The sequence below is a fragment of the Pantoea sp. sgz302252 genome (assembly GCF_047713085.1).
Lineage (GTDB): Bacteria > Pseudomonadota > Gammaproteobacteria > Enterobacterales > Enterobacteriaceae > Scandinavium.
The window spans coordinates 47,486-67,355 of sequence record NZ_JBLFJW010000030.1 but is presented as its reverse complement, the minus strand read 5'-3'; the positions used below and the strand labels follow the sequence as shown (position 1 = coordinate 67,355).

At 55.3% G+C, this 19,870-nt stretch carries 19 protein-coding genes; 11 read left to right on the top strand and 8 right to left on the bottom strand.

The features are described from left to right. Positions 1 to 847: IS110 family transposase (locus ACLW56_RS19775; RefSeq protein WP_330985418.1), on the top strand; the 847-nt coding region annotated here is incomplete at its 5' end. A 123-nt stretch (positions 848 to 970) separates the two neighbouring features. Here ACLW56_RS19775 and ACLW56_RS19770 read toward each other — a convergent pair. Then, positions 971 to 2,611 carry a glycerone kinase gene (locus tag ACLW56_RS19770; protein ID WP_330985417.1) on the bottom strand — a complete coding sequence of 547 codons (1,641 nt, stop codon included), beginning with the start codon at positions 2,609 to 2,611 and terminating at the stop codon, positions 971 to 973. A gap of 137 nt (positions 2,612 to 2,748) precedes the next feature. Here ACLW56_RS19770 and ACLW56_RS19765 point away from each other — a divergent pair, with 137 nt between their 5' ends. Beyond that, positions 2,749 to 4,251 (top strand): helicase HerA-like C-terminal domain-containing protein, encoded by a 1,503-nt coding sequence (locus ACLW56_RS19765; RefSeq protein ID WP_330985416.1) that lies wholly within the window; start codon positions 2,749 to 2,751, stop codon positions 4,249 to 4,251. Positions 4,252 to 4,666: 415 nt separating this feature from the next. Here ACLW56_RS19765 and lptG read toward each other — a convergent pair whose 3' ends face one another. The 3 genes from lptG to ACLW56_RS19750 all read right to left on the bottom strand — a co-directional run bounded on the left by lptG (position 4,667) and on the right by ACLW56_RS19750 (position 6,963). Next, positions 4,667 to 5,749 carry an LPS export ABC transporter permease LptG gene (lptG, locus tag ACLW56_RS19760; protein ID WP_330985415.1) on the bottom strand — a complete coding sequence of 361 codons (1,083 nt, stop codon included), beginning with the start codon at positions 5,747 to 5,749 and terminating at the stop codon, positions 4,667 to 4,669. After that, entirely contained in the window at positions 5,749 to 6,849 is a 1,101-nt protein-coding gene (lptF, locus tag ACLW56_RS19755) for an LPS export ABC transporter permease LptF (RefSeq protein WP_330985414.1), read from the bottom strand. Before lptF ends, lptG begins: the two co-directional genes overlap by 1 nt. Positions 6,850 to 6,912: 63 nt before the next feature. After that, positions 6,913 to 6,963 (bottom strand): hypothetical protein, encoded by a 51-nt coding sequence (locus ACLW56_RS19750; RefSeq protein ID WP_217448718.1) that lies wholly within the window; start codon positions 6,961 to 6,963, stop codon positions 6,913 to 6,915. A gap of 153 nt (positions 6,964 to 7,116) precedes the next feature. Between ACLW56_RS19750 and pepA the strand changes: the two genes are divergently transcribed. The 3 genes from pepA to ACLW56_RS19735 all read left to right on the top strand — a co-directional run bounded on the left by pepA (position 7,117) and on the right by ACLW56_RS19735 (position 12,057). Next, positions 7,117 to 8,628 (top strand): leucyl aminopeptidase, encoded by a 1,512-nt coding sequence (gene pepA / locus ACLW56_RS19745; RefSeq protein WP_330985413.1) that lies wholly within the window; start codon positions 7,117 to 7,119, stop codon positions 8,626 to 8,628. 130 nt (positions 8,629 to 8,758) lie between these two features. After that, a complete protein-coding gene (gene holC, locus ACLW56_RS19740) occupies positions 8,759 to 9,202 on the top strand; it encodes a DNA polymerase III subunit chi (RefSeq protein ID WP_330985412.1) in 444 nt (147 codons plus the stop codon). Then, the gene (locus ACLW56_RS19735; RefSeq protein ID WP_330985411.1) at positions 9,202 to 12,057 is read left to right on the top strand and encodes a valine--tRNA ligase; all 2,856 of its coding nucleotides are present in this window, start codon (positions 9,202 to 9,204) and stop codon (positions 12,055 to 12,057) included. The genes holC and ACLW56_RS19735 overlap by 1 nt, the downstream gene beginning before the upstream one ends. 48 nt (positions 12,058 to 12,105) lie before the next feature. Here the strand turns inward: ACLW56_RS19735 and ACLW56_RS19730 are convergent, their stop codons facing one another. Continuing rightward, positions 12,106 to 13,305 carry a YjgN family protein gene (locus ACLW56_RS19730; RefSeq protein ID WP_330985410.1) on the bottom strand — a complete coding sequence of 400 codons (1,200 nt, stop codon included), beginning with the start codon at positions 13,303 to 13,305 and terminating at the stop codon, positions 12,106 to 12,108. A gap of 194 nt (positions 13,306 to 13,499) precedes the next feature. Between ACLW56_RS19730 and ACLW56_RS19725 the strand changes: the two genes are divergently transcribed. Next, a complete protein-coding gene (locus ACLW56_RS19725; RefSeq protein ID WP_330985409.1) occupies positions 13,500 to 14,003 on the top strand; it encodes a GNAT family N-acetyltransferase in 504 nt (167 codons plus the stop codon). A gap of 70 nt (positions 14,004 to 14,073) precedes the next feature. Here the strand turns inward: ACLW56_RS19725 and miaE are convergent, their stop codons facing one another. Beyond that, on the bottom strand, positions 14,074 to 14,868 hold the full coding sequence (gene miaE / locus ACLW56_RS19720; protein ID WP_415378001.1) for a tRNA isopentenyl-2-thiomethyl-A-37 hydroxylase MiaE: 795 nt from the start codon (positions 14,866 to 14,868) through the stop codon (positions 14,074 to 14,076). A gap of 41 nt (positions 14,869 to 14,909) precedes the next feature. Further along, entirely contained in the window at positions 14,910 to 15,332 is a 423-nt protein-coding gene (gene rraB, locus ACLW56_RS19715; protein ID WP_330985408.1) for a ribonuclease E inhibitor RraB, read from the bottom strand. Between the two features lie 98 nt (positions 15,333 to 15,430). Between rraB and argL the strand changes: the two genes are divergently transcribed. Beyond that, positions 15,431 to 15,496 carry a putative translational regulatory protein ArgL gene (argL, locus tag ACLW56_RS19710; protein ID WP_404660062.1) on the top strand — a complete coding sequence of 22 codons (66 nt, stop codon included), beginning with the start codon at positions 15,431 to 15,433 and terminating at the stop codon, positions 15,494 to 15,496. Then, the gene (gene argF / locus ACLW56_RS19705; RefSeq protein ID WP_330985420.1) at positions 15,496 to 16,500 is read left to right on the top strand and encodes an ornithine carbamoyltransferase; all 1,005 of its coding nucleotides are present in this window, start codon (positions 15,496 to 15,498) and stop codon (positions 16,498 to 16,500) included. The genes argL and argF overlap by 1 nt, the downstream gene beginning before the upstream one ends. A gap of 99 nt (positions 16,501 to 16,599) precedes the next feature. Here argF and ACLW56_RS19700 read toward each other — a convergent pair whose 3' ends face one another. Then, positions 16,600 to 17,052 (bottom strand): YhcH/YjgK/YiaL family protein, encoded by a 453-nt coding sequence (locus ACLW56_RS19700; RefSeq protein ID WP_330985407.1) that lies wholly within the window; start codon positions 17,050 to 17,052, stop codon positions 16,600 to 16,602. Between ACLW56_RS19700 and ACLW56_RS19695 the strand changes: the two genes are divergently transcribed. From ACLW56_RS19695 to arcC, 3 genes are all read left to right on the top strand, one after another. Then, positions 17,036 to 17,335, top strand: a complete 300-nt coding sequence (locus ACLW56_RS19695) for a hypothetical protein (RefSeq protein WP_330985406.1) — start codon at positions 17,036 to 17,038, stop codon at positions 17,333 to 17,335. The genes ACLW56_RS19700 and ACLW56_RS19695 overlap by 17 nt on opposite strands. Positions 17,336 to 17,714: 379 nt before the next feature. Next, on the top strand, positions 17,715 to 18,935 hold the full coding sequence (arcA, locus tag ACLW56_RS19690; protein ID WP_330985405.1) for an arginine deiminase: 1,221 nt from the start codon (positions 17,715 to 17,717) through the stop codon (positions 18,933 to 18,935). An 11-nt stretch (positions 18,936 to 18,946) separates the two neighbouring features. Continuing rightward, the gene (arcC, locus tag ACLW56_RS19685) at positions 18,947 to 19,855 is read left to right on the top strand and encodes a carbamate kinase (protein WP_330985404.1); all 909 of its coding nucleotides are present in this window, start codon (positions 18,947 to 18,949) and stop codon (positions 19,853 to 19,855) included. The last annotated feature ends 15 nt before the right edge of the window (positions 19,856 to 19,870 follow it).

The window sequence follows — 19,870 nt, the reverse complement described above, 5'->3', positions numbered from 1 at the left end:
CCGCGAGTTCCTCAGCTGGCTGACGCGCTTTGGCGACTGTCATGTCTGCATGGAAGCGACGGGCTGCTACAGCACTGAACTGGCCACCCTGCTGGCCGACAGCGGCTGCCACGTTAGCCTCGAAAACCCGGCGCGTATCCACGCGTTCGGTAATACTGAGCTGACCCGCAATAAAACCGACAAAAGTGACGCGGCGCTGATAGCCCGCTACTGCGCCCTGTATCAGCCCGCCCTCTGGTCTCCTGCTCCGCTGAGCGAGCGTCAGTTGACGGCTCTGGTACGGCACCTGCGTAATCTGGAAGAGATGCGTCAGATGGAAGTGAACCGCCGCGAAGCAGCAGATGATGTCATCGTCCCGTCCCTGAACGAGCATGTCGCGGTACTGGAAGACCTGATTGAAGAAACCCGGAATAAAATTAACCGACACATTGATGATAACCCGGACCTGAAGCGTGACCGGGAACTACTGAAGAGTATCCCCGGGGTAGGTGACATGCTGAGCGTAAGTCTGCTGGCGTTTGCAGGCAATCTGAGAAGGTTCAGCAACAGCAAGGCACTGGTGGCATACGCTGGTCTGAATCCACGTCGCTGTGAGTCAGGGATGTGGAAAGGAAAAAGCAGACTGTCGAAAGTGGGTAATGCAGAGTTGCGCAGCGCACTGTATATGCCAGCGGTTGTGGCAGGAAGGTACAATGAGGTGGTGAAAAACCTGATGGAAAGGCTGTCAGCGAGAGGGAAGACAGGAAAAGAACGGGTATGTGCAGGGATGAGAAAACTGCTGCAGCTGGCCTATGGCGTGGTGAAATCCGGACGCGAATTTAATGCTGAGATACCACTTGCCGGATGACCGGCAAGACGGTATCTCTCCCCAAAGGGGCGAGGGAGAAAGGCAAAACAATGCAGGTGCCCGATAGGGCGAGGGAGAAAGACAAAGCAGCGCCGGTCCCCGAAAGGGAGAGGGAGGCCGCGATTAGCCCCTGGTGATAGCAGCAAACACCTCAGCGACAGCCACCGCTCCCGGGTCGGTTACGCCTTCCAGGTTCTCTTTGTTGACGTAAGATGAGCGGCCCGCGCCGGCTTTTTGCATTTTTGCTGTGCTGTCTGCGCCCTCTTTCGCGGCCTTCGCTGCTGCGGGCAAATCTTTGTCGCGCAGCGCTTCCAGCGCCGGTTGCAGGGCATCTATCAACGTTCTGTCGCCTATATCTGCGCCGCCGTATTGTTTCATCTGCTGCAAGCCGTTTAACAAGGCTTCTGCCAGCTTTTTGCCCTCATGAACGGCCTGACCTGCTGCGGTGAAGAATATCGACATCAGCACGCCGCTGGAGCCGCCCATGACGGTCGCCAGCCTTTCACCTGTCAGTTGCAGCAGTTGCGCGGTGTCGTTGAGCGGCAGTTTGCCTGCTTTCAGTAGCTGTTCGATGTCGCGCGCGCCTTCGGCGAATGTCGAGCCGGTATCGCCATCGCCCACTTTGGCATCCAGCGCATTCAGGCGGTTTTCCAGTTCAATTAGGGTGTGCGTCGCCGCTGCGACCAGCGCTTTCACCTGCTCGTTGTCAGATGGCGTGAAATCGACGCTGTCGTGGATCTTGCTGTGTTTAATGGTCTTTAAGGGCGCAAAGCCGACGGGTTTCTGCCAGCCGATAGTCTCGACATCAGCCTGCAACGCCTTCTCAAACGCAGGCGTGAGCTTCAGCAGCGAGAGTGAGAAACCTTTCATATCCAGCGAACTCACCAGCGCCGCCGGGCCAATCAGCCAGCGAATGTTGTTCTTCAGCGCGGAATGCGCGAGCTCTTTGGTGAGCAGTGCCATTTCCAGGGCCGATACGCCGCCAAGGTTATTGATGAGCACGGCGACATCCGCGTTGCCCACTTTCTCCTGCAGGGGCTTCACCAGCGTGTCGATGAGGGTTTTACTGTTGTGGCTGTCGACGGTCGATGCGCCCGGTTCGCCGTGAATCCCCAACCCCAGCTCGACGTGCCCAGGTTTGATACGCCCTTCTTCATCATCACTGCCCGGCAGGTTGCAGCTCTCCATCGCCACGCCGAGGCTGAACACGCTGTCGCACGCCTGCTGCGCAACGTTACGGACTTCGCTTAGCGTTTTGCCCTGTTCGGCCGCGTAGCCCGCAATCTTGTGCACCAGCGCCGTGCCTGCGATGCCGCGCGGCTGTTTGTTGTCCGGCAGCGCGATATCGTCTGCCACAATCACCATCTCGACTTTCAGGCCGTAGCGTTTGGCTTTCTCCGCCGCGAGGCCGAAGTTCAGGCGGTCGCCGGTGTAATTTTTGACGATCAGCAGGCAGCCGCGATCGCCCGTCACCGCCACGATGGCGTTCAGCACCGCGTCCACGCTTGGCGAGGCGAACAGGTCACCGCACACCGCCGCGGTGAGCATCCCTTTGCCGACAAAGCCCGCGTGCGCAGGTTCGTGGCCGGAACCGCCGCCGGAAATAACGGCCACCCGGCTTTTATCCCAATCGCCACGGGCAATCACCCGAATCGCCGGGTCGATATCTAAGCGCACCAGGTTGCCGTGCGGCGCGGAGACGACGATGCCTTCTATGGCATCATTGACCAGCTGCTTGCGGTCATTGAAAAAGAATCTGGACATTTCCTTCCACCCATTTGAAATACGTATGGCAAAGCATAGTCGTCGCTGCGTATTACGCCGCAAAGTCCAGACTTTGCTGAGCATAAAAGTCAGTCACTTTGGCCTATACTCGACGCAGAAGAAACGGAGGAAATACCATGAGTTCACCCCTGCTGATTGCCCGCACGACGGACAAGGAACTGTTTTTACTGCCCGGTATGGCGAACCGCCACGGGCTTATCACTGGCGCAACGGGGACAGGTAAAACTGTCACCCTACAAAAAATGGCAGAGTCATTTTCTGAGAGTGGCGTGCCGGTGTTTATGGCTGACGTCAAAGGCGATCTCACGGGCGTCGCGAAGGAAGGCCAGGCGTCAGAGAAGCTCATGGAGCGCCTGAAAAAGATTGGCGTGAATGACTGGGAAGCGCACAGCAACCCGGTGGTGGTGTGGGACATTTTCGGTGAGAAAGGCCACCCGGTGCGCGCAACAGTGTCCGACCTTGGGCCTCTGCTGTTGTCGCGTCTGCTGAACCTGAACGAGGTTCAGTCCGGCGTGTTGAATATCATCTTCCGCATTGCCGACGATCAGGGCCTGCTGCTGCTCGATTTCAAAGATTTGCGTGCCATTACCCAATACATCGGCGATAACGCCAAATCCTTCCAGAATCAGTACGGCAATATCAGCAGTGCGTCTGTGGGCGCTATTCAACGTGGTTTGCTGAGGCTGGAACAGCAAGGCGCGGAGCACTTCTTCGGCGAGCCGATGCTGGATATCAAAGACTGGATGCGAACCGACAGCAACGGCAAAGGCATCATCAATATCCTGAGCGCAGAGAAGCTCTATCAGATGCCGAAACTGTATGCCGCCAGTCTTTTGTGGATGCTTTCTGAGCTGTATGAACAGTTGCCTGAAGCGGGCGATTTGGAAAAGCCGAAGCTGGTGTTCTTCTTCGATGAAGCCCATCTGCTGTTCAGCGACGCGCCGCAGGTGCTGCTGGATAAAATCGAGCAGGTCATTCGTTTGATACGCTCGAAAGCCGTTGGCGTTTATTTTGTGTCCCAGAACCCGTCTGATATTCCGGACAACGTCCTTGGGCAGTTGGGCAACCGCGTGCAGCATGCCCTGCGAGCCTTTACGCCGAAAGATCAGAAAGCAGTAAAAACCGCAGCGCAAACCATGCGAGCGAATCCGGCGTTTGATACCGAGAAAGCCATTCAGGAACTGGGCACCGGCGAAGCGCTGATCTCGTTCCTGGATGAGAAAGGCAGCCCGTCCGTGGTCGAACGCGCCATGGTGATCGCGCCGTGTTCACGCATGGGGCCCGTCACCGACGATGAACGCAATGGGCTCATCAATAACTCCCCGCTATACGGGAAGTATGAGGATGCGGTCGATCGCGAATCTGCTTTCGAGAAGCTGCAAAAAGGCGTTCAGGCGACTACGGAAGAGCAAAATGCACCGCCAGCGAAAGGGGCAACCGCAGAAGTTGACGACGGCATTCTTGGTGGCCTGAAAGACATTCTGTTTGGTACCACAGGCCCACGAGGCGGGAAAAAAGACGGACTGGTTCAGGCCGCAGCAAAAACCGCGACAAGGCAGATTACCAACCAGATTGTACGCGGGATGCTTGGGAGTTTGCTTGGGGGAAGACGGCGGTAATTTTGTGCAAGGTCGGGGAATTGAATCGGCTTTGAAATTTCCCCCTCTCCCCTACCCTCTCCCCAAGGGAGAGGGAGTAAAGGGCAGTCCCTTCCCTCTTAAGGTAAGAGTGTAAAAAACCGCACCGGACAAGTCCCCTCTCTCTGAGGGAGTAAAGGACAGCCCCTTCCCTCTTAAGGTGAGAGTGTAAAAACCACGCCGAACAAGTCCCCTCTCTCTGAGGGAGTAAAGGACAGCCCCTTCCCTCTTAAGGTGAGAGTGTAAAAACCACGCCGAACAAGTCCCCTCTCTCTGAGGGAGTAAAGGACAGTCCCTTCCCTCTTAAGGTGAGAGTGTAAAAACCGCGCCGGACAAGTCCCCTCTCCCTGAGGGAGAGGGTTAGGGAGAGGGGGAACAGCAAAACCGAGGGTAAAGATTAAGCCTTACGCGTCATCAACCAGAGGCTTATCAGGAAGAAGCTGCCGCTTGGCAGCAGCGCGCCAATCACCGGCGGGATGCCGTAGACCAACGTCAGCGGGCCGAAGATTTGGTCGAGGACGTAGAACACAAAGCCGAAGCTTATCCCCGTCACCACTCTCACCCCCATCGGTACGCTACGCAGCGGCCCGAAGATAAACGACAGCGCCATCAGCATCATCACCGCCACCGACAACGGCTGGAACACTTTGCTCCACATGTTGAGCTGGTAGCGCCCTGCATCTTGTCCGCTCGATTTCAGGTACTTCACGTAGTTGTGCAGACCGCTTATTGACAGCGCATCTGGGTCCAGCGCTACAACACCGAGTTTGTCTGGCGTGAGGTTGGTTTTCCAGGTGCCGCTCACGGTTTGCGAGCCGGTGACTTGCTTCGGATCGGCCAGGTTGGATTCATCCACCTGTGACAAACGCCAGCTTTTGCTGTCTTTGTCGAATTTCGCTGAAGCCGCGTAACGCACCGACTGCAAACGACGGCTGTCGTTGAAGCTGTAGATGCTGATCCCGCCCAGCTCATCGTCGCCTTTGATGCGCTCGATGTAGATGTAGTTGTTGCCGTCCTTCGCCCACATCCCCTGTTGGGTTGAGAGCAGCGAGCCGCCGTACATCGCCTGCGCACGCAGGTTACGCGCCATTTGCTCGCCCTGCGGTGCGACCCATTCGCCAATCGCCATGGTCAGCAAGACCAGCGGGATGGCCGTTTTCATCACCGACAAGGCCACCTGCATGCGTGTGAAGCCGGAAGCCTGCATGACCACCAGTTCGCTGCGCTGCGCCAGCATGCCCAGGCCCAATAACGCGCCCAGAAGCGCCGCCATCGGGAAGAAAATCTGCACGTCTTTTGGCACGCTGAGCAGGGTATACATGCCCGCGCCCAGCGCGTCATAGGTGCCCTGCCCGGCTTTTTTCAACTGGTCGACAAATTTGATGATGCCCGAGAGCGACACCAGCATGAACAGCGTCATCATGATGGTGGTGAAAATGGTTTTACCGATATAGCGGTCAAGTACGCCAAATGCTTGCATTATACCGCTCCTTTCCCGCTAAACCGCGCACGGACGCGGCGCATCGGCACTGTATCCCACAGGTTCAGCGCCACGGCGATGCCGAAATACATTAAGTTCACGCCCCACATCCACAGCGTTGGGTCAATTTTGCCTTTGCCGCCGTTGGATTTCAGCGACGTTTGCACCAGGAAGAACACCAGATACAGCAACATGGCAGGCAGCATCGATAACACACGGCCCTGACGCGGGTTCACCACGCTCAGCGGCACAACCATCAGCGCCATGATAAAGACTGTCGCAACCAGCGTGATACGCCAGTGCAGCTCTGCCCGTGCCTGTGACGTATCGGTATTCCACAGGGCGCTCATGCCCATCTGATCGGTATCGTTCGGATCAAGCGCAACGGCCTGATGCCCAATAATCGCCTGGTAATCTTTGAAATCGGTGATACGGAAGTCACGCAGCATCGCGGTGCCTTCAAAGCGAGTGCCCTGGTTCAGGTTCACAACCTGCGAGCCATCTTTGCTTTGTGACAGCTGTCCGGAATCCGCCACCACGACGGAAGGACGTGCGTTGCCTTTGGTGCGAATCTGCGCGAGAAAAACATCGTGGAATTTTTTACCGTCGACGCTTTCAATGAACAGAACGGCGTTGCCATCGGTCGCTTGCTGGAACTGGCCTTGTGCCAGCGCCGCCATGCCCGGGTTCGCTTTCGCTTCTGCCAGCACTTCGTTCTGATGTCTGGAGGACCACGGCCCGGCCCACATCACGTTGACCGCCGCAACCATCGCGGTGAACAGCGCGAGGATCATCGCGGCTTTCACCAGCACGGCTTTACTCAGGCCGCAGGCATGCATCACCGTGATTTCACTTTCGGTGTAGAGTTTGCCCAGCGTCATCAACAGGCCAAGGAACAGGCTCAGGGGCAGGATCAGTTGCGCCATTTCTGGCACCCCAAGCCCTAACAGGGAGAGCACGAGATTGGTCGGGATTTCACCCTCTACCGCTGCGCCGAGGATCCTGACCAGTTTCTGGCAGAAAAAGATCAGTAGCAGGATGAAGAGGATAGCCAGCTGGCTTTTCAGCGTCTCCCGCACCAGATATCTTATGATTATCACTATAAATACGCCCGTTAAAACCTGTGATATTGCTGGAAAATTGCTTGTTTCATGGCTTAAACGTCATTTATTCTCTTGAGTCGTCGAAAACATCGCTAAGATTATATGACTCAGCGGCTTTACGTTTCAGACCCGGTTCTGACGAGCCAACATCGCGATATCGTTAAGATTAACACGAAGTCACCGCAACAGCGGACATGAGTTACGAAAGCTTGCAATTCTATCCGTAGCCACCGCCGTTGTCTTTAAGATTCAGGAGCGTAGTGCATGGAGTTCAGTGTAAAAAGCGGTAGCCCGGAGAAACAACGGAGTGCCTGCATCGTTGTTGGCGTCTTTGAACCACGCCGTCTCTCCCCGATCGCCGAACAACTCGATAAGATCAGCGACGGTTATATCAGCGCCCTGCTGCGCCGTGGCGAGCTTGAAGGCAAACCTGGCCAGACTCTGCTGCTGCACCACGTGCCGAACGTGCTCTCTGAGCGCATTCTGCTGATTGGGTGTGGCAAAGAGCGCGAGCTGGATGAACGTCAGTATAAGCAAGTTATCCAGAAAACGATCAATACGCTCAATGATACCGGTTCGATGGAAGCGGTGTGCTTCCTGACTGAACTGCATGTCAAAGGCCGCAACAACTACTGGAAAGTACGCCAGGCGGTTGAGACCGCGAAAGAGACGCTGTACAGCTTCGACCAGTTGAAAACCAACAAAACCGAGCCGCGCCGCCCTCTGCGTAAAATGGTCTTTAACGTGCCGACCCGTCGTGAACTCACCAGCGGTGAACGCGCAATCCAGCACGGTCTGGCGATTGCTGCCGGTATCAAGGCAGCGAAAGATCTTGGCAATATGCCGCCAAACATCTGTAACGCCGGGTACCTGGCTTCGCAGGCGCGTCAGCTTGCCGACTCCTACAGCAAAAACGTCGTCACCCGCGTGATTGGCGAGCAGCAGATGAAAGAGCTGGGCATGCATTCGTATCTGGCCGTCGGCAACGGCTCGCAGAACGAGTCCCTGATGTCGGTCATTGAATACAAAGGCAATCCGGCGGAAGATGCCCGTCCTATCGTGCTGGTCGGTAAAGGCCTGACGTTCGATTCCGGCGGCATCTCCATCAAACCAGCCGAAGGCATGGACGAAATGAAGTACGACATGTGTGGCGCGGCGGCAGTCTACGGCGTGATGCGCATGGTGGCGGAGCTGCAACTGCCCCTGAACGTCATCGGCGTGCTGGCGGGCTGTGAAAACATGCCTGGAGGACGTGCGTATCGCCCAGGAGACGTGCTGACCACCATGTCCGGTCAAACCGTTGAAGTGCTGAACACCGATGCCGAAGGCCGTCTGGTGCTGTGCGATGTGCTGACCTACGTTGAGCGTTTTGAACCGGAAGCGGTGATCGACGTGGCAACGCTGACTGGCGCTTGTGTTATCGCGCTGGGCCATCACATTACCGGCCTGATGTCGAACCACAACCCACTGGCGCATGAGCTGATTGGCGCGTCTGAACAAGCCGGTGACCGCGCATGGCGCTTGCCGCTGGGCGATGAGTATCAGGAACAGCTGGAAACCAACTTCGCGGATATGGCGAACATCGGTGGCCGTCCTGGCGGGGCAATTACCGCAGGCTGCTTCCTGTCGCGCTTCACCCGCAAGTACAACTGGGCACACCTCGACATCGCGGGCACCGCATGGCGTTCTGGTAAAGCCAAAGGCGCGACCGGTCGTCCTGTTGCCCTGTTGTCTCAGTTCTTGCTGAACCGCGCTGGTTTTTCCGGTGAAGAGTAACGGCGAAGAGTAACGGCTAGCCATTGCCCGGCGGCGCTTCGCTTGCCGGGCCTACAAGGCTTACGTAGGCCGGGTAAGCGGTAGCGCCACCCGGCTTTGCGTTTAAAATAACCTAAAGAAACCCCATATTATGAAGAATGCGACGTTCTACCTGCTCGATAACGACAACACCGCCGACGGCCTGAGCGCTGTTGAACAACTGGTGTGTGAGCTGGCGGCAGACAGGTGGCGAGCGGGGAAACGCATTCTGATCGCCTGTGAAGACGAGAAGCAGGCCATTCGCCTCGATGAGGCGCTGTGGTCGCGCCCTGCGGAGAGCTTTGTGCCGCATAATCTGTCGGGCGAAGGCCCACGCGGCGGTGCGCCGGTAGAAATTGCCTGGCCGCAAAAGCGCAACAGCAGTCCGCGAGATTTGCTCATCAGCCTGCGCGTTGGCTTTGCAGATTTTGCCACCGCTTTCACAGAAGTGATAGACTTCGTGCCTCACGAAGATTCCTTAAAACAACTGGCGCGCGACCGCTACAAAGCGTACCGCATGGCCGGTTTTAACCTGAATACGGCAACCTGGAAATAATGGAAAAGACATACAACCCACAAGATATCGAACAGCCGCTTTACGAGCACTGGGAAAAGCAGGGCTATTTCAAACCGAATGGTGATGAAAGCCAGGAAAGCTTCTGCATCATGATCCCGCCGCCGAACGTCACCGGCAGTTTGCATATGGGTCATGCCTTCCAGCAAACCATCATGGACACCATGATTCGCTACCAGCGTATGCAGGGCAAAAACACCCTGTGGCAGGCTGGTACCGACCACGCGGGTATCGCAACCCAAATGGTGGTGGAGCGTAAGATTGCCGCTGAAGAAGGGAAAACCCGCCACGACTACGGTCGCGATGCCTTCATCGACAAAATCTGGCAGTGGAAAGCAGAATCCGGCGGCACCATTACCCGTCAGATGCGCCGTCTCGGTAACTCCGTGGACTGGGAGCGCGAGCGTTTCACTATGGACGAAGGCCTTTCCAATGCCGTGAAAGAAGTCTTCGTTCGCCTGTACAAAGAAGATTTAATCTATCGTGGTAAGCGTCTGGTCAACTGGGACCCGAAACTGCGTACCGCGATTTCTGACCTGGAAGTGGAAAACCGCGAGTCTAAAGGCTCGATGTGGCACATCCGCTATCCGCTGGCCGATGGCGCGAAAACCGCTGATGGCAAAGATTACCTGGTTGTCGCCACCACCCGTCCGGAAACCCTGCTGGGCGATACCGGCGTGGCCGTTAACCCGGAAGATCCGCGTTACAAAGATCTGATTGGCAAATTCCTCGTACTGCCGCTGGTGAACCGCCGTATTCCTGTCGTGGGCGACGAACACGCCGACATGGAAAAAGGCACCGGCTGCGTGAAGATCACCCCGGCGCACGACTTTAACGACTACGAAGTCGGGAAACGTCACGCCCTGCCGATGATCAACATCCTGACCTTCGACGGTGATATCCGCGAAAGCGCACAGGTGTTCGACACCAAAGGCGAAGAGTCTGACGTTTATCCGTCTGACATCCCGGCTGAATTCCAGAAGCTGGAGCGCTTTGCTGCCCGTAAAGCGGTTGTTGCGGCGATTGACGCCCTCGGCCTGCTCGAAGAAATCAAACCTCACGATCTGACCGTGCCGTACGGCGACCGTGGCGGCGTGGTTATCGAGCCAATGCTGACCGACCAGTGGTACGTGCGTGCCGACGTGCTGGCAAAACCAGCCGTTGAAGCGGTTGAGAATGGCGACATTCAGTTCGTGCCGAAGCAGTACGAAAACATGTATTTCTCCTGGATGCGTGACATTCAGGACTGGTGCATCTCTCGCCAGCTGTGGTGGGGCCACCGTATTCCGGCGTGGTACGACAACGAAGGCAACGTCTACGTGGGCCGCACCGAAGACGAAGTGCGTCAGGAAAACAACCTGAGCGCCGACGTTGCGCTGCGTCAGGACGAAGACGTGCTCGACACCTGGTTCTCCTCCGCGCTGTGGACGTTCTCCACCCTCGGCTGGCCGGAAAACACCGACGCGCTGCGTCAGTTCCACCCAACCAGCGTGATGGTCTCCGGCTTCGACATCATCTTCTTCTGGATTGCCCGCATGATCATGATGACCATGCACTTCATCAAAGATGAAAACGGCAAGCCGCAGGTGCCGTTCCACACCGTCTATATGACTGGCCTGATTCGTGACGACGAAGGCCAGAAGATGTCCAAGTCCAAGGGTAACGTGATTGACCCGCTGGACATGGTCGACGGGATTTCTCTGGCAGACCTGCTGGAAAAACGCACCGGCAATATGATGCAGCCGCAGCTGGCCGAGAAAATCGCCAGGCGCACCGAGAAACAGTTCCCGAACGGCATTGAGCCGCACGGCACCGACGCCCTGCGCTTCACTCTGGCGGCACTGGCTTCTACCGGTCGCGACATCAACTGGGACATGAAGCGCCTGGAAGGCTACCGCAACTTCTGTAACAAGCTGTGGAACGCCAGCCGCTTTGTGCTGATGAACACCGAAGACCAGGATTGTGGCTTCAACGGTGGCGAGAAAGTGCTGTCGCTGGCGGACCGTTGGATCCTTGCTGAATTCAACCACACCGTGAAAGCGTACCGCGAAGCGCTGGATAACTTCCGCTTCGATATCGCGGCAGGCATCCTGTATGAGTTCACCTGGAACCAATTCTGTGACTGGTATCTGGAGCTGACCAAGCCAGTCATGACCGGCGGTTCAGAAGCAGAGCTGCGCGGCACTCGCCATACTCTGGTGACCGTGCTGGAAGGTCTGCTGCGCCTGGCGCACCCGATCATTCCGTTCATCACCGAAACCATCTGGCAGCGAGTGAAAACCATCGTCGGTAACGATGCGGACACCATCATGCTGCAGCCGTTCCCGGCGTACGATGCGGCACAGGTTGATGAAGCGGCACTGGCGGACACCGAATGGCTGAAGCAGGCGATCATCGCCGTACGTAACATCCGTGCGGAAATGAACATCGCGCCGGGCAAACCGCTCGAACTGCTGCTGCGTGGTTGCAGCGCGGACGCTCAGCGTCGCGTGACCGATAACCAAAGCTTCCTGCAGTCAATGGCGCGCCTGGAAAGCATCACCGTGCTGCCAGCCGATGATAAAGGTCCGGTTTCCGTGACCAAAATCATCGACGGTGCAGAGCTGCTGATCCCGATGGCAGGCCTCATCAACAAAGAAGATGAGCTGGCGCGTCTGGCGAAAGAAGTGGCGAAGATCGACGGTGAAATCGGCCGCATCGAAAGCAAACTGTCGAACGAAGGCTTTGTCGCACGCGCACCAGAAGCGGTGATCGCTAAAGAGCGTGAGAAGCTGGATGGTTATGCGGAAGCGAAAGCGAAGCTGATTGAACAGCAGGCTGTGATCGCCGCGCTGTAATCGCCCTGAAAGTGAAAAAGCCGGAGAATGCTCCGGCTTTTTTTACGCCTAAATAAACGGCATAGCGGGAACAACGCCTCGCGACACCACCGCTAACAACCCAGTGTCGTTCTTCTCATCCGAATCGACTAATTCCACCGCATCGAGGTCGCCCTCTACTGAGGTGTGGTTGGCCAGGTAGCGAATAAAGCGAATCTTCGCCCACGGGTAGGCCAGACCCAGCGTTACCATTGAAACTAACGCCATCACCACGATTTGCAGCAACATGTCGATAAAAGTAATGGACGAACGAAAGCGCAGCGTATTCGCCAGCGTCAGGCCATTAATAAAAATATTACGTAATGCCGTCATGACAAACGTTGCAGCCAAAATAACGCCGACGAAATAAAGCAGATAGCTCATTGTGATTTCTGTCAGATATTGCGCGACCACGGCCTGCTGAGATTGCGCATCCATTCCGCCCAAAGCCATTGCGAAGGCGAATTGCTCGTAGAGTGGCGCAATGAGTTTGCCAATGACCACAATAAAAGGCAGCAAAATAAGCATCGACAGTACGCCCACTTTCATACAGCGTTTGAGGGAAACGGTAATATCAAAAGATTGGGTACCAAAGCGTGCATTTTTGCCCAACAATTGCATCCATTTTCCGTAGCAAATACCATTAATTACCCCAATCAGCAGCAGACCAGCCACCACCACCAGCACCATGTGGGCAATCAACGTCGTTAAATCGGATGGCTGGCCCAGGATAACATTGAACAGGTAGAGGAAAATGACGCTTGCCACCACCAACGCAGCCGGCAGGCCCAGCATCACCCACATGGCCTGCCCGGTACGACAGTGAAAACCGAAGCGGACATTATTCAGAGAGGTCATCATTGCCTGATAGCGCAACCCCTTTACCACCATCAGTGGCGACAACACGATTAACACTATTATCGGAAAAGAAGAAAAAAGCGGATTGATAGACGAGCAGATAATCGTGGCCAATGTAAAGAAAAGCATCAGTAAAAAAAAGCTCAGAAACAATGCGCCACCGGTTGCGCTGTAGCGAAAGCGCACGCCGTTCAGTTCCATATTTTCATAAATATAGCGGCGGCTTTTCACAAAAGCCCAGGGCATATAAATACCAAGCGTCACTATCGTCAGTAATAAATTCACCAGACAAATAATAAAAAACTGCCCGGTTTTTCCGTGAAAGACAAATTTATGCTGCGAAGATGTTGCAGCCTGCTCGATCCCAACCATAAAAATAAATCTCCATTTTATTAATTAATATAGAAGCAATGAATGCTTCAGAGCCGTTATTATAGGAATGCACAGTATGCGCAGCATTTAATCTGACAACAAGAGCCAGAACGCCCGGAAACGGAACTTGCACCGATCTAATGAGGGTGGTATTAAATAAAATCATGTTTAAAAGCTTCACATTGAGTAATTAAATGAATGCAACAGCCCTTCCCACGCTCAGCCTGCGAGCCCTGACCCCCCAGGACAACGCGGCCATTGCCAGCGTGATCCGCACCGTTTCAGCCGAATACGGCCTGACCGCCGACAAGGGCTACACGGTTGCCGATCCTAATCTGGACGAGCTGTATCAGCTTTATAGCCAGCCAGGGCATGCTTATTGGGTGATCGAACAGAATGGCAAGGTAGTGGGCGGTGGCGGCGTGGCCCCGTTGCAATGCAGCGAGACGGATATCTGCGAGCTGCAAAAGATGTATTTTCTGCCGTCAGCTCGCGGTAAAGGGATGGCGAAAAAGCTGGCGCTGATGGCGATGGACCACGCGCGTGAGCAGGGCTTTAAACGCTGCTATCTGGAAACCACTGCCTTTCTGAAAGAGGCGATTGCCCTATATGAGCATCTGGGCTTTGAGCATATCGACGGCCCATTAGGCTGCACTGGCCATGTGGATTGTGAAGTTCGGATGTTGAAGGTGCTCTGACCCTCACCCCGGCCCTCTCCCTAAAAGGGAGAGGGAGCAAATCGATCCCCTCGCCCCTTTGGGGAGAGGGTTAGGGTGAGGGGAAAAACGACACCGGAACTCCGCTATGAAAACGAAACTCCACATCCGGCGTGGAAATTAGCGCCGCCTCTACCTCACCAAAAAATCTTACTCGTGGCGTAATATCCTCATCAGACACCTGCTGTGCCAGCGCCAGATAATCCTGGTAGTGTCGCGCCTCTGAGCGCAACAACGACAGGTAAAACTTCTGTAGCTCTTCATCCAGATACGGGGCCAGCGCGGCAAAGCGCTCGCAGGAACGCGCTTCGATGTACGCCCCACAAATCAGCTTATCAATCAGCGTCAGCGGTTCGTGCGTTCGCACTTCCTTTAGCATGCCTTTGGCATAACGACTGGCAGTGATTTTGATATAAGGGATCTCACGAGCCAGCATGATTTCCCGCACCTGCCAGAAGTGATGCAACTCCTCTTTGATGAGCAACACCATACTGTCGATGAGCTGCCGCCCCCACGGGTCGTCGGTTTGCGGCATCACGCTTTTGCCAATCTGTTTTTGCAGGGCGATAAAATCGGGCTCTGGCCCGGCACGGAAGGCAAAGGCTTCGTAAGGCTGGAGCCACGCCAGAAGCTCATCTGCCCCGGCTTTATCGGCCACGTATTTACGCACCAGTAGCATCGCGGTTTGAGCGGCTTTGAGCTCACACACCAGGTGGTCAGTTAACAACAGAGGAAGGTGCTGGGGATCGCGGGCTTTGTCGATCCAGGCCTGAGGCGTTGGGCAGTGCAGAAACGTTAACACCTGGGCGAGTATTTGCGGGTAGTCCATGCTCAAAAACAGTCTCATGAAAGCGATGCGGCAGCGGACGCCACCGCATCGGTCAACACTTAGTGGCGAACGCCGTCATCGTCTTCGTCGATGTACTCTTCGTCGTCACCTTCGCCGTCTTCACCGTTAGGATCTTCGTAGTAGGTGCCCCAGCCGTCGTATTCAACGCCGAATTTTTCAGCCAGGTTCATCAGCTGTTCAACCTGCGCGTCGATGAGGTCTGCTTTCAGCGCACATTCACTGAGCGCGTCACAGCAAATCACCATTTCACCCTCTTCTACTTCCAGCTCTTCTGGCTCAGTCACTTCGTAACCCAGCTTGAAGACTTCTACGGCCAGCTTCTCAAGAGTGTCAAAATCGTCCGCCGAGAAATGATGCTCGATGGTATACAGCGCATCCGGATCGCTACCATCGTCCAGTAATTCTTCAATAATCAGACGCGTTTCTTCGCGCTGCTCTTCCAGGTGTTCCGGGTTTGCCATAGCTCGTTCCTCATGATGTGCGGCAGATACTTCTATTTTCACATACCGCGCCCATTGCCTCCACCTTTCCCGCAAAGATTTGTGAAACGGGGTTGCAAATGAATATTCATACATATAAATTGAATTTTAATTCAATAAGTGGCCTCAGCCATGAGAGGAAATGATGTCGACGTTTTATCAGAAGCATTTTTTGAAGTTACTGGATTTTACCCCTGCACAACTCACCCATCTGCTGTCTCTGGCCGCCCAGTTAAAAGCAGATAAAAAGCACGGCAAAGAAGTGCCAACACTGATCGGCAAAAACATCGCGCTCATCTTCGAAAAAGACTCGACCCGTACCCGTTGCTCTTTCGAAGTTGCCGCCTACGATCAGGGCGCTCGCGTGACCTACCTCGGCCCAAGCGGCAGCCAGATTGGCCACAAAGAATCCATTAAAGATACCGCGCGCGTTCTGGGCCGCATGTATGACGGCATTCAGTACCGTGGCTACGGCCAGGAGATCGTCGAAACGCTGGCGGAACACGCGGGCGTGCCAGTGTGGAACGGTCTGACTAACGAATTTCACCCAACGCAACTGCTGGCAGATTTGCTGACTATGCAAGAGCATTTACCGGGCAAAGCGTTTAACGAGATGACGCTGGTCTACGCCGGTGACGCACGCAACAACATGGGCAATTCGATGCTGGAAGCCGCCGCGCTGACAGGGCTGGATTTGCGCCTGGTCGCGCCACAGGCGTGCTGGCCGGAAGCGAGCCTGGTGGCTGAATGCAAAGCGCTGGCGCAGAAAAATGGCGGTGACATTACACTGACAGAAGACGTTGCCGCAGGCGTGAAAGGCGCCGATTTCATCTACACCGACGTGTGGGTTTCCATGGGCGAAGCCAAAGCAAAATGGGCCGAACGTATCGCCCTGCTGCGTGACTACCAGGTGAATAAAAACATGCTGACGCTGACGGGTAACCCACAGGTGAAGTTCCTGCATTGTCTGCCAGCCTTCCACGACGACCAGACCACGCTCGGCAAGCAAATGGCAGAAGAGTTCGGCCTGCATGGCGGGATGGAAGTGACAGACGAGGTCTTTGAATCTGAGGCAAGCATCGTGTTCGATCAGGCCGAAAACCGGATGCACACCATTAAAGCGGTGATGGTGGCGACGCTTTCGCAGTAATATTTTGCAATGGCACTCCCCCTCTCTCCCCGCCCCTCTCCCGAAAGGAGAGGGAGAAACCGGACAAGTTCCCTCTCCCCGCGGGAGAGGGGCAACCAATCACTCCACCAGCATTTTCACCACAGCCTTACGAACCTTCGCAGGCGTACCCACTGCGCAAAGAGGTTTATGCACTTCGCCCGGGTAGAACACCACAAAATCCCCTTCGCTCAGAATCACCGTTTTTTCCTGCACGCCTTCGGGCAAAAAGGCGATGTCTTTATCGGCCAGCCAGTCGGTATCGGGTTTTCCGGCGGGTTGGGTGCTGAAGGTCATGCCTTCCTGACCTTTAAGGACTATCTGGATATCCAGATACTTCGCATGATACTCCGCGCGGCGGTCAGCGAACGGCTCGGTGGTATCTTCGGAAATCAGATAAAACAGGCGGTTGCCATCGATATCGTGTTTCCCCAGCGGCGTGGCCTCGGTCACGTGCGCTTTGATGTGTTCAATGGCCTGACGCAGCGCCTGCGGCAGCCAGCTTTGCAGATGGTGGATGTTGCCAGTAATCATCAATGACCTCTCAATTAAAACGATGTTTTATTTTTTACGTTATACGCCATCAACCGATTGCCATACCACCCTTTTTCACAAACTTTTGCGTCAGCGCATGTTTATTGCCACCGCTGTTAAGAGCCTGTTAATCCGCAGCACGGATTATGCAGCCACCGTGCATAACCTTTTCTCAGCCTCCGCAGTCGGTGCTAATAACTGGCTGATTTTAGATGAGTTATCTAAAGTCCTGATCCTGTCTCACACTTTGCTTCCCACGCATCCTGCTGGGTGGATGCCATAATTATTTCTCTCTTTCCTGACTGCTGAAAATAAATAAAGAACGGCAGTGAATAGTTATGCGCAACCCCCATTAAATATCCTTAAAAATCAATTGAATATATGTTTCATCTAAAAATGCAATCGCTACATCGCCGCAACAATATGGAATAACGACGCGAATTACTGACTGGCTATTCATCTGGCAATGGCCACAATATTATTATTCCTCGACGTTAATCATATAAATTAAATATAAACTTCACCGTCGGATTACTCGTGATAGTCATCACATTCCTGTGCAGAAATAATCCTGATGATTATCCCTGACAAGTCATTCCCTTACGACTACGGGCGCCAGTTCGCAGCCCCTTTTATTCTGAAATAATACTCAAGGAATAATTATGGAAAAACATTATGTCGGTTCTGAAATAGGCCAGTTGCGCAGCGTCATGCTGCACCGACCTAATTTAAGCCTGAAAAGACTGACGCCTTCAAATTGCCAGGATCTGCTGTTTGATGACGTCCTGTCGGTCGAACGCGCCGGAGAAGAACACGACGTTTTCGCCAGCACCTTACGCCAGCAAGGGATTGAAGTCTTGCTGTTAACCAGCCTCCTCACCGAGACGCTGGATGTCACAGATGCCAAGGGCTGGCTGCTGGAAACCCAGGTTTCGGATTATCGCCTGGGGCCGCAGTTTGCCAGCGATGTCCGCACCTGGCTCGCGGACCTTTCCCACCGTGAACTGGCGCGACATTTAACCGGCGGCGTCACCTATGGCGAAATTCCGGCATCGATAAAAAATATGGTGGTCGATACCCACGACATCAATGATTTTATTATAAAGCCATTGCCAAACCATTTATTTACCCGAGATACCTCTTGCTGGATTTATAACGGCGTATCTATTAACCCGATGGCAAAATCAGCCCGCCAACGCGAAACAAATAATCTCCGCGCTATTTATCGCTGGCACCCAAAATTCGCCACTGGTGAATTTATTAAATATTTCGGTGATGAAAACATTAATTATGACCATGCCACCCTTGAAGGCGGCGACGTACTGGTGCTGGGTCGTGGCACGGTACTGATTGGTATGTCTGAACGTACCACGCCGCAAGGTGTGGAATTCCTGGCCACCTCACTGTTCCGCCATCACCAGGCAGAAAAGGTCATTGCGCTGGAGCTGCCGAAACACCGCTCCTGCATGCACCTCGATACCGTCATGACCCATATCGATATCGACATTTTCTCCGTTTACCCCGAGGTCGTGCGGCCTGACGCCCAGTGCTGGACCCTCACGCCGGACGGTCGCGGCGGCCTTAAACGCACAGAAGAGAGCAGCCTCCTGCACGCCATCGAAAAAGCCCTGGGGATCGATCAGGTCCGTCTGATCACAACCGGCGGTGACGCCTTTGAAGCCGAGCGCGAACAGTGGAACGACGCCAACAATGTGCTGACACTGCGCCCCGGCGTCGTGGTGGGCTACGAGCGCAACATCTGGACTAACGAGAAATATGACAAAGCCGGGATCACCGTACTGCCGATCCCGGGTGACGAACTGGGCCGGGGCCGCGGCGGCGCACGCTGCATGAGCTGCCCGCTGGAACGCGACGGAATATGAGGAGCAGCAGAATGACGAAACCCACTCTGGTTGTCGCCCTTGGCGGCAACGCCCTCCTGCAGCGCGGCCAGCCGCTGGAAGCAGAGCTTCAGCGCCACAACATCGGGCTGGCAGCGAAAGTTATCGCCGGGCTGACGGCGCAGTGGCGCGTGGTGTTGGTCCACGGCAACGGGCCGCAGGTCGGGTTGCTGGCCTTACAGAACAACGCTTACAAGCAGGTCGCCCCCTGGCCGCTCGATATCCTCGGGGCCGAAAGTCAGGGAATGATCGGCTACATGCTGCAGCAGGCTCTGAAAAACCAGCTGCCGCAGCGCGAAGTCAGCGTGCTGCTGACCCAGGTAGAAGTGGCCGCGGACGATCCGGCCTTGCGCAACCCCACCAAATACATCGGCCCGGTCTATGAGCAGGCGCAGGCCGAAAAGCTGAGCGACGAGAAAGGCTGGATTTTCAAAGCCGACGGCCAGTGGTTCCGTCGGGTGGTGCCCTCCCCGCAGCCGCAAAGCATCGTCGAGCGCGACGCCATTAGCGCGCTGATTGCCCGTGACCATCTGGTGATTTGCAACGGCGGTGGCGGTGTACCGGTAGTGGCGAAGGCCGATGGCTACCACGGTATCGAAGCGGTGATTGATAAAGATCTCTCCGCAGCCCTGCTGGCACAACAGCTGGAAGCGGATGCCCTGCTGATCCTGACCGATGCCGAAGCGGTATTTCTTGACTGGGGTAAACCCACCCAGCGCCCGCTGGCCGGGTCCACCCCCGAAGCGCTGCGTGAACTGCATTTCGACGCAGGCTCAATGGGGCCGAAAGTCGCCGCCTGCGCCAACTTTGTCAGCCGCTGCAACGGTATCGCCGGTATCGGCGCGCTGGCTGATGGCGCCGCCATCCTGGCCGGGGAAAAAGGCACGTTGATTCGCCAGTAACTTTGCCCCCTCACC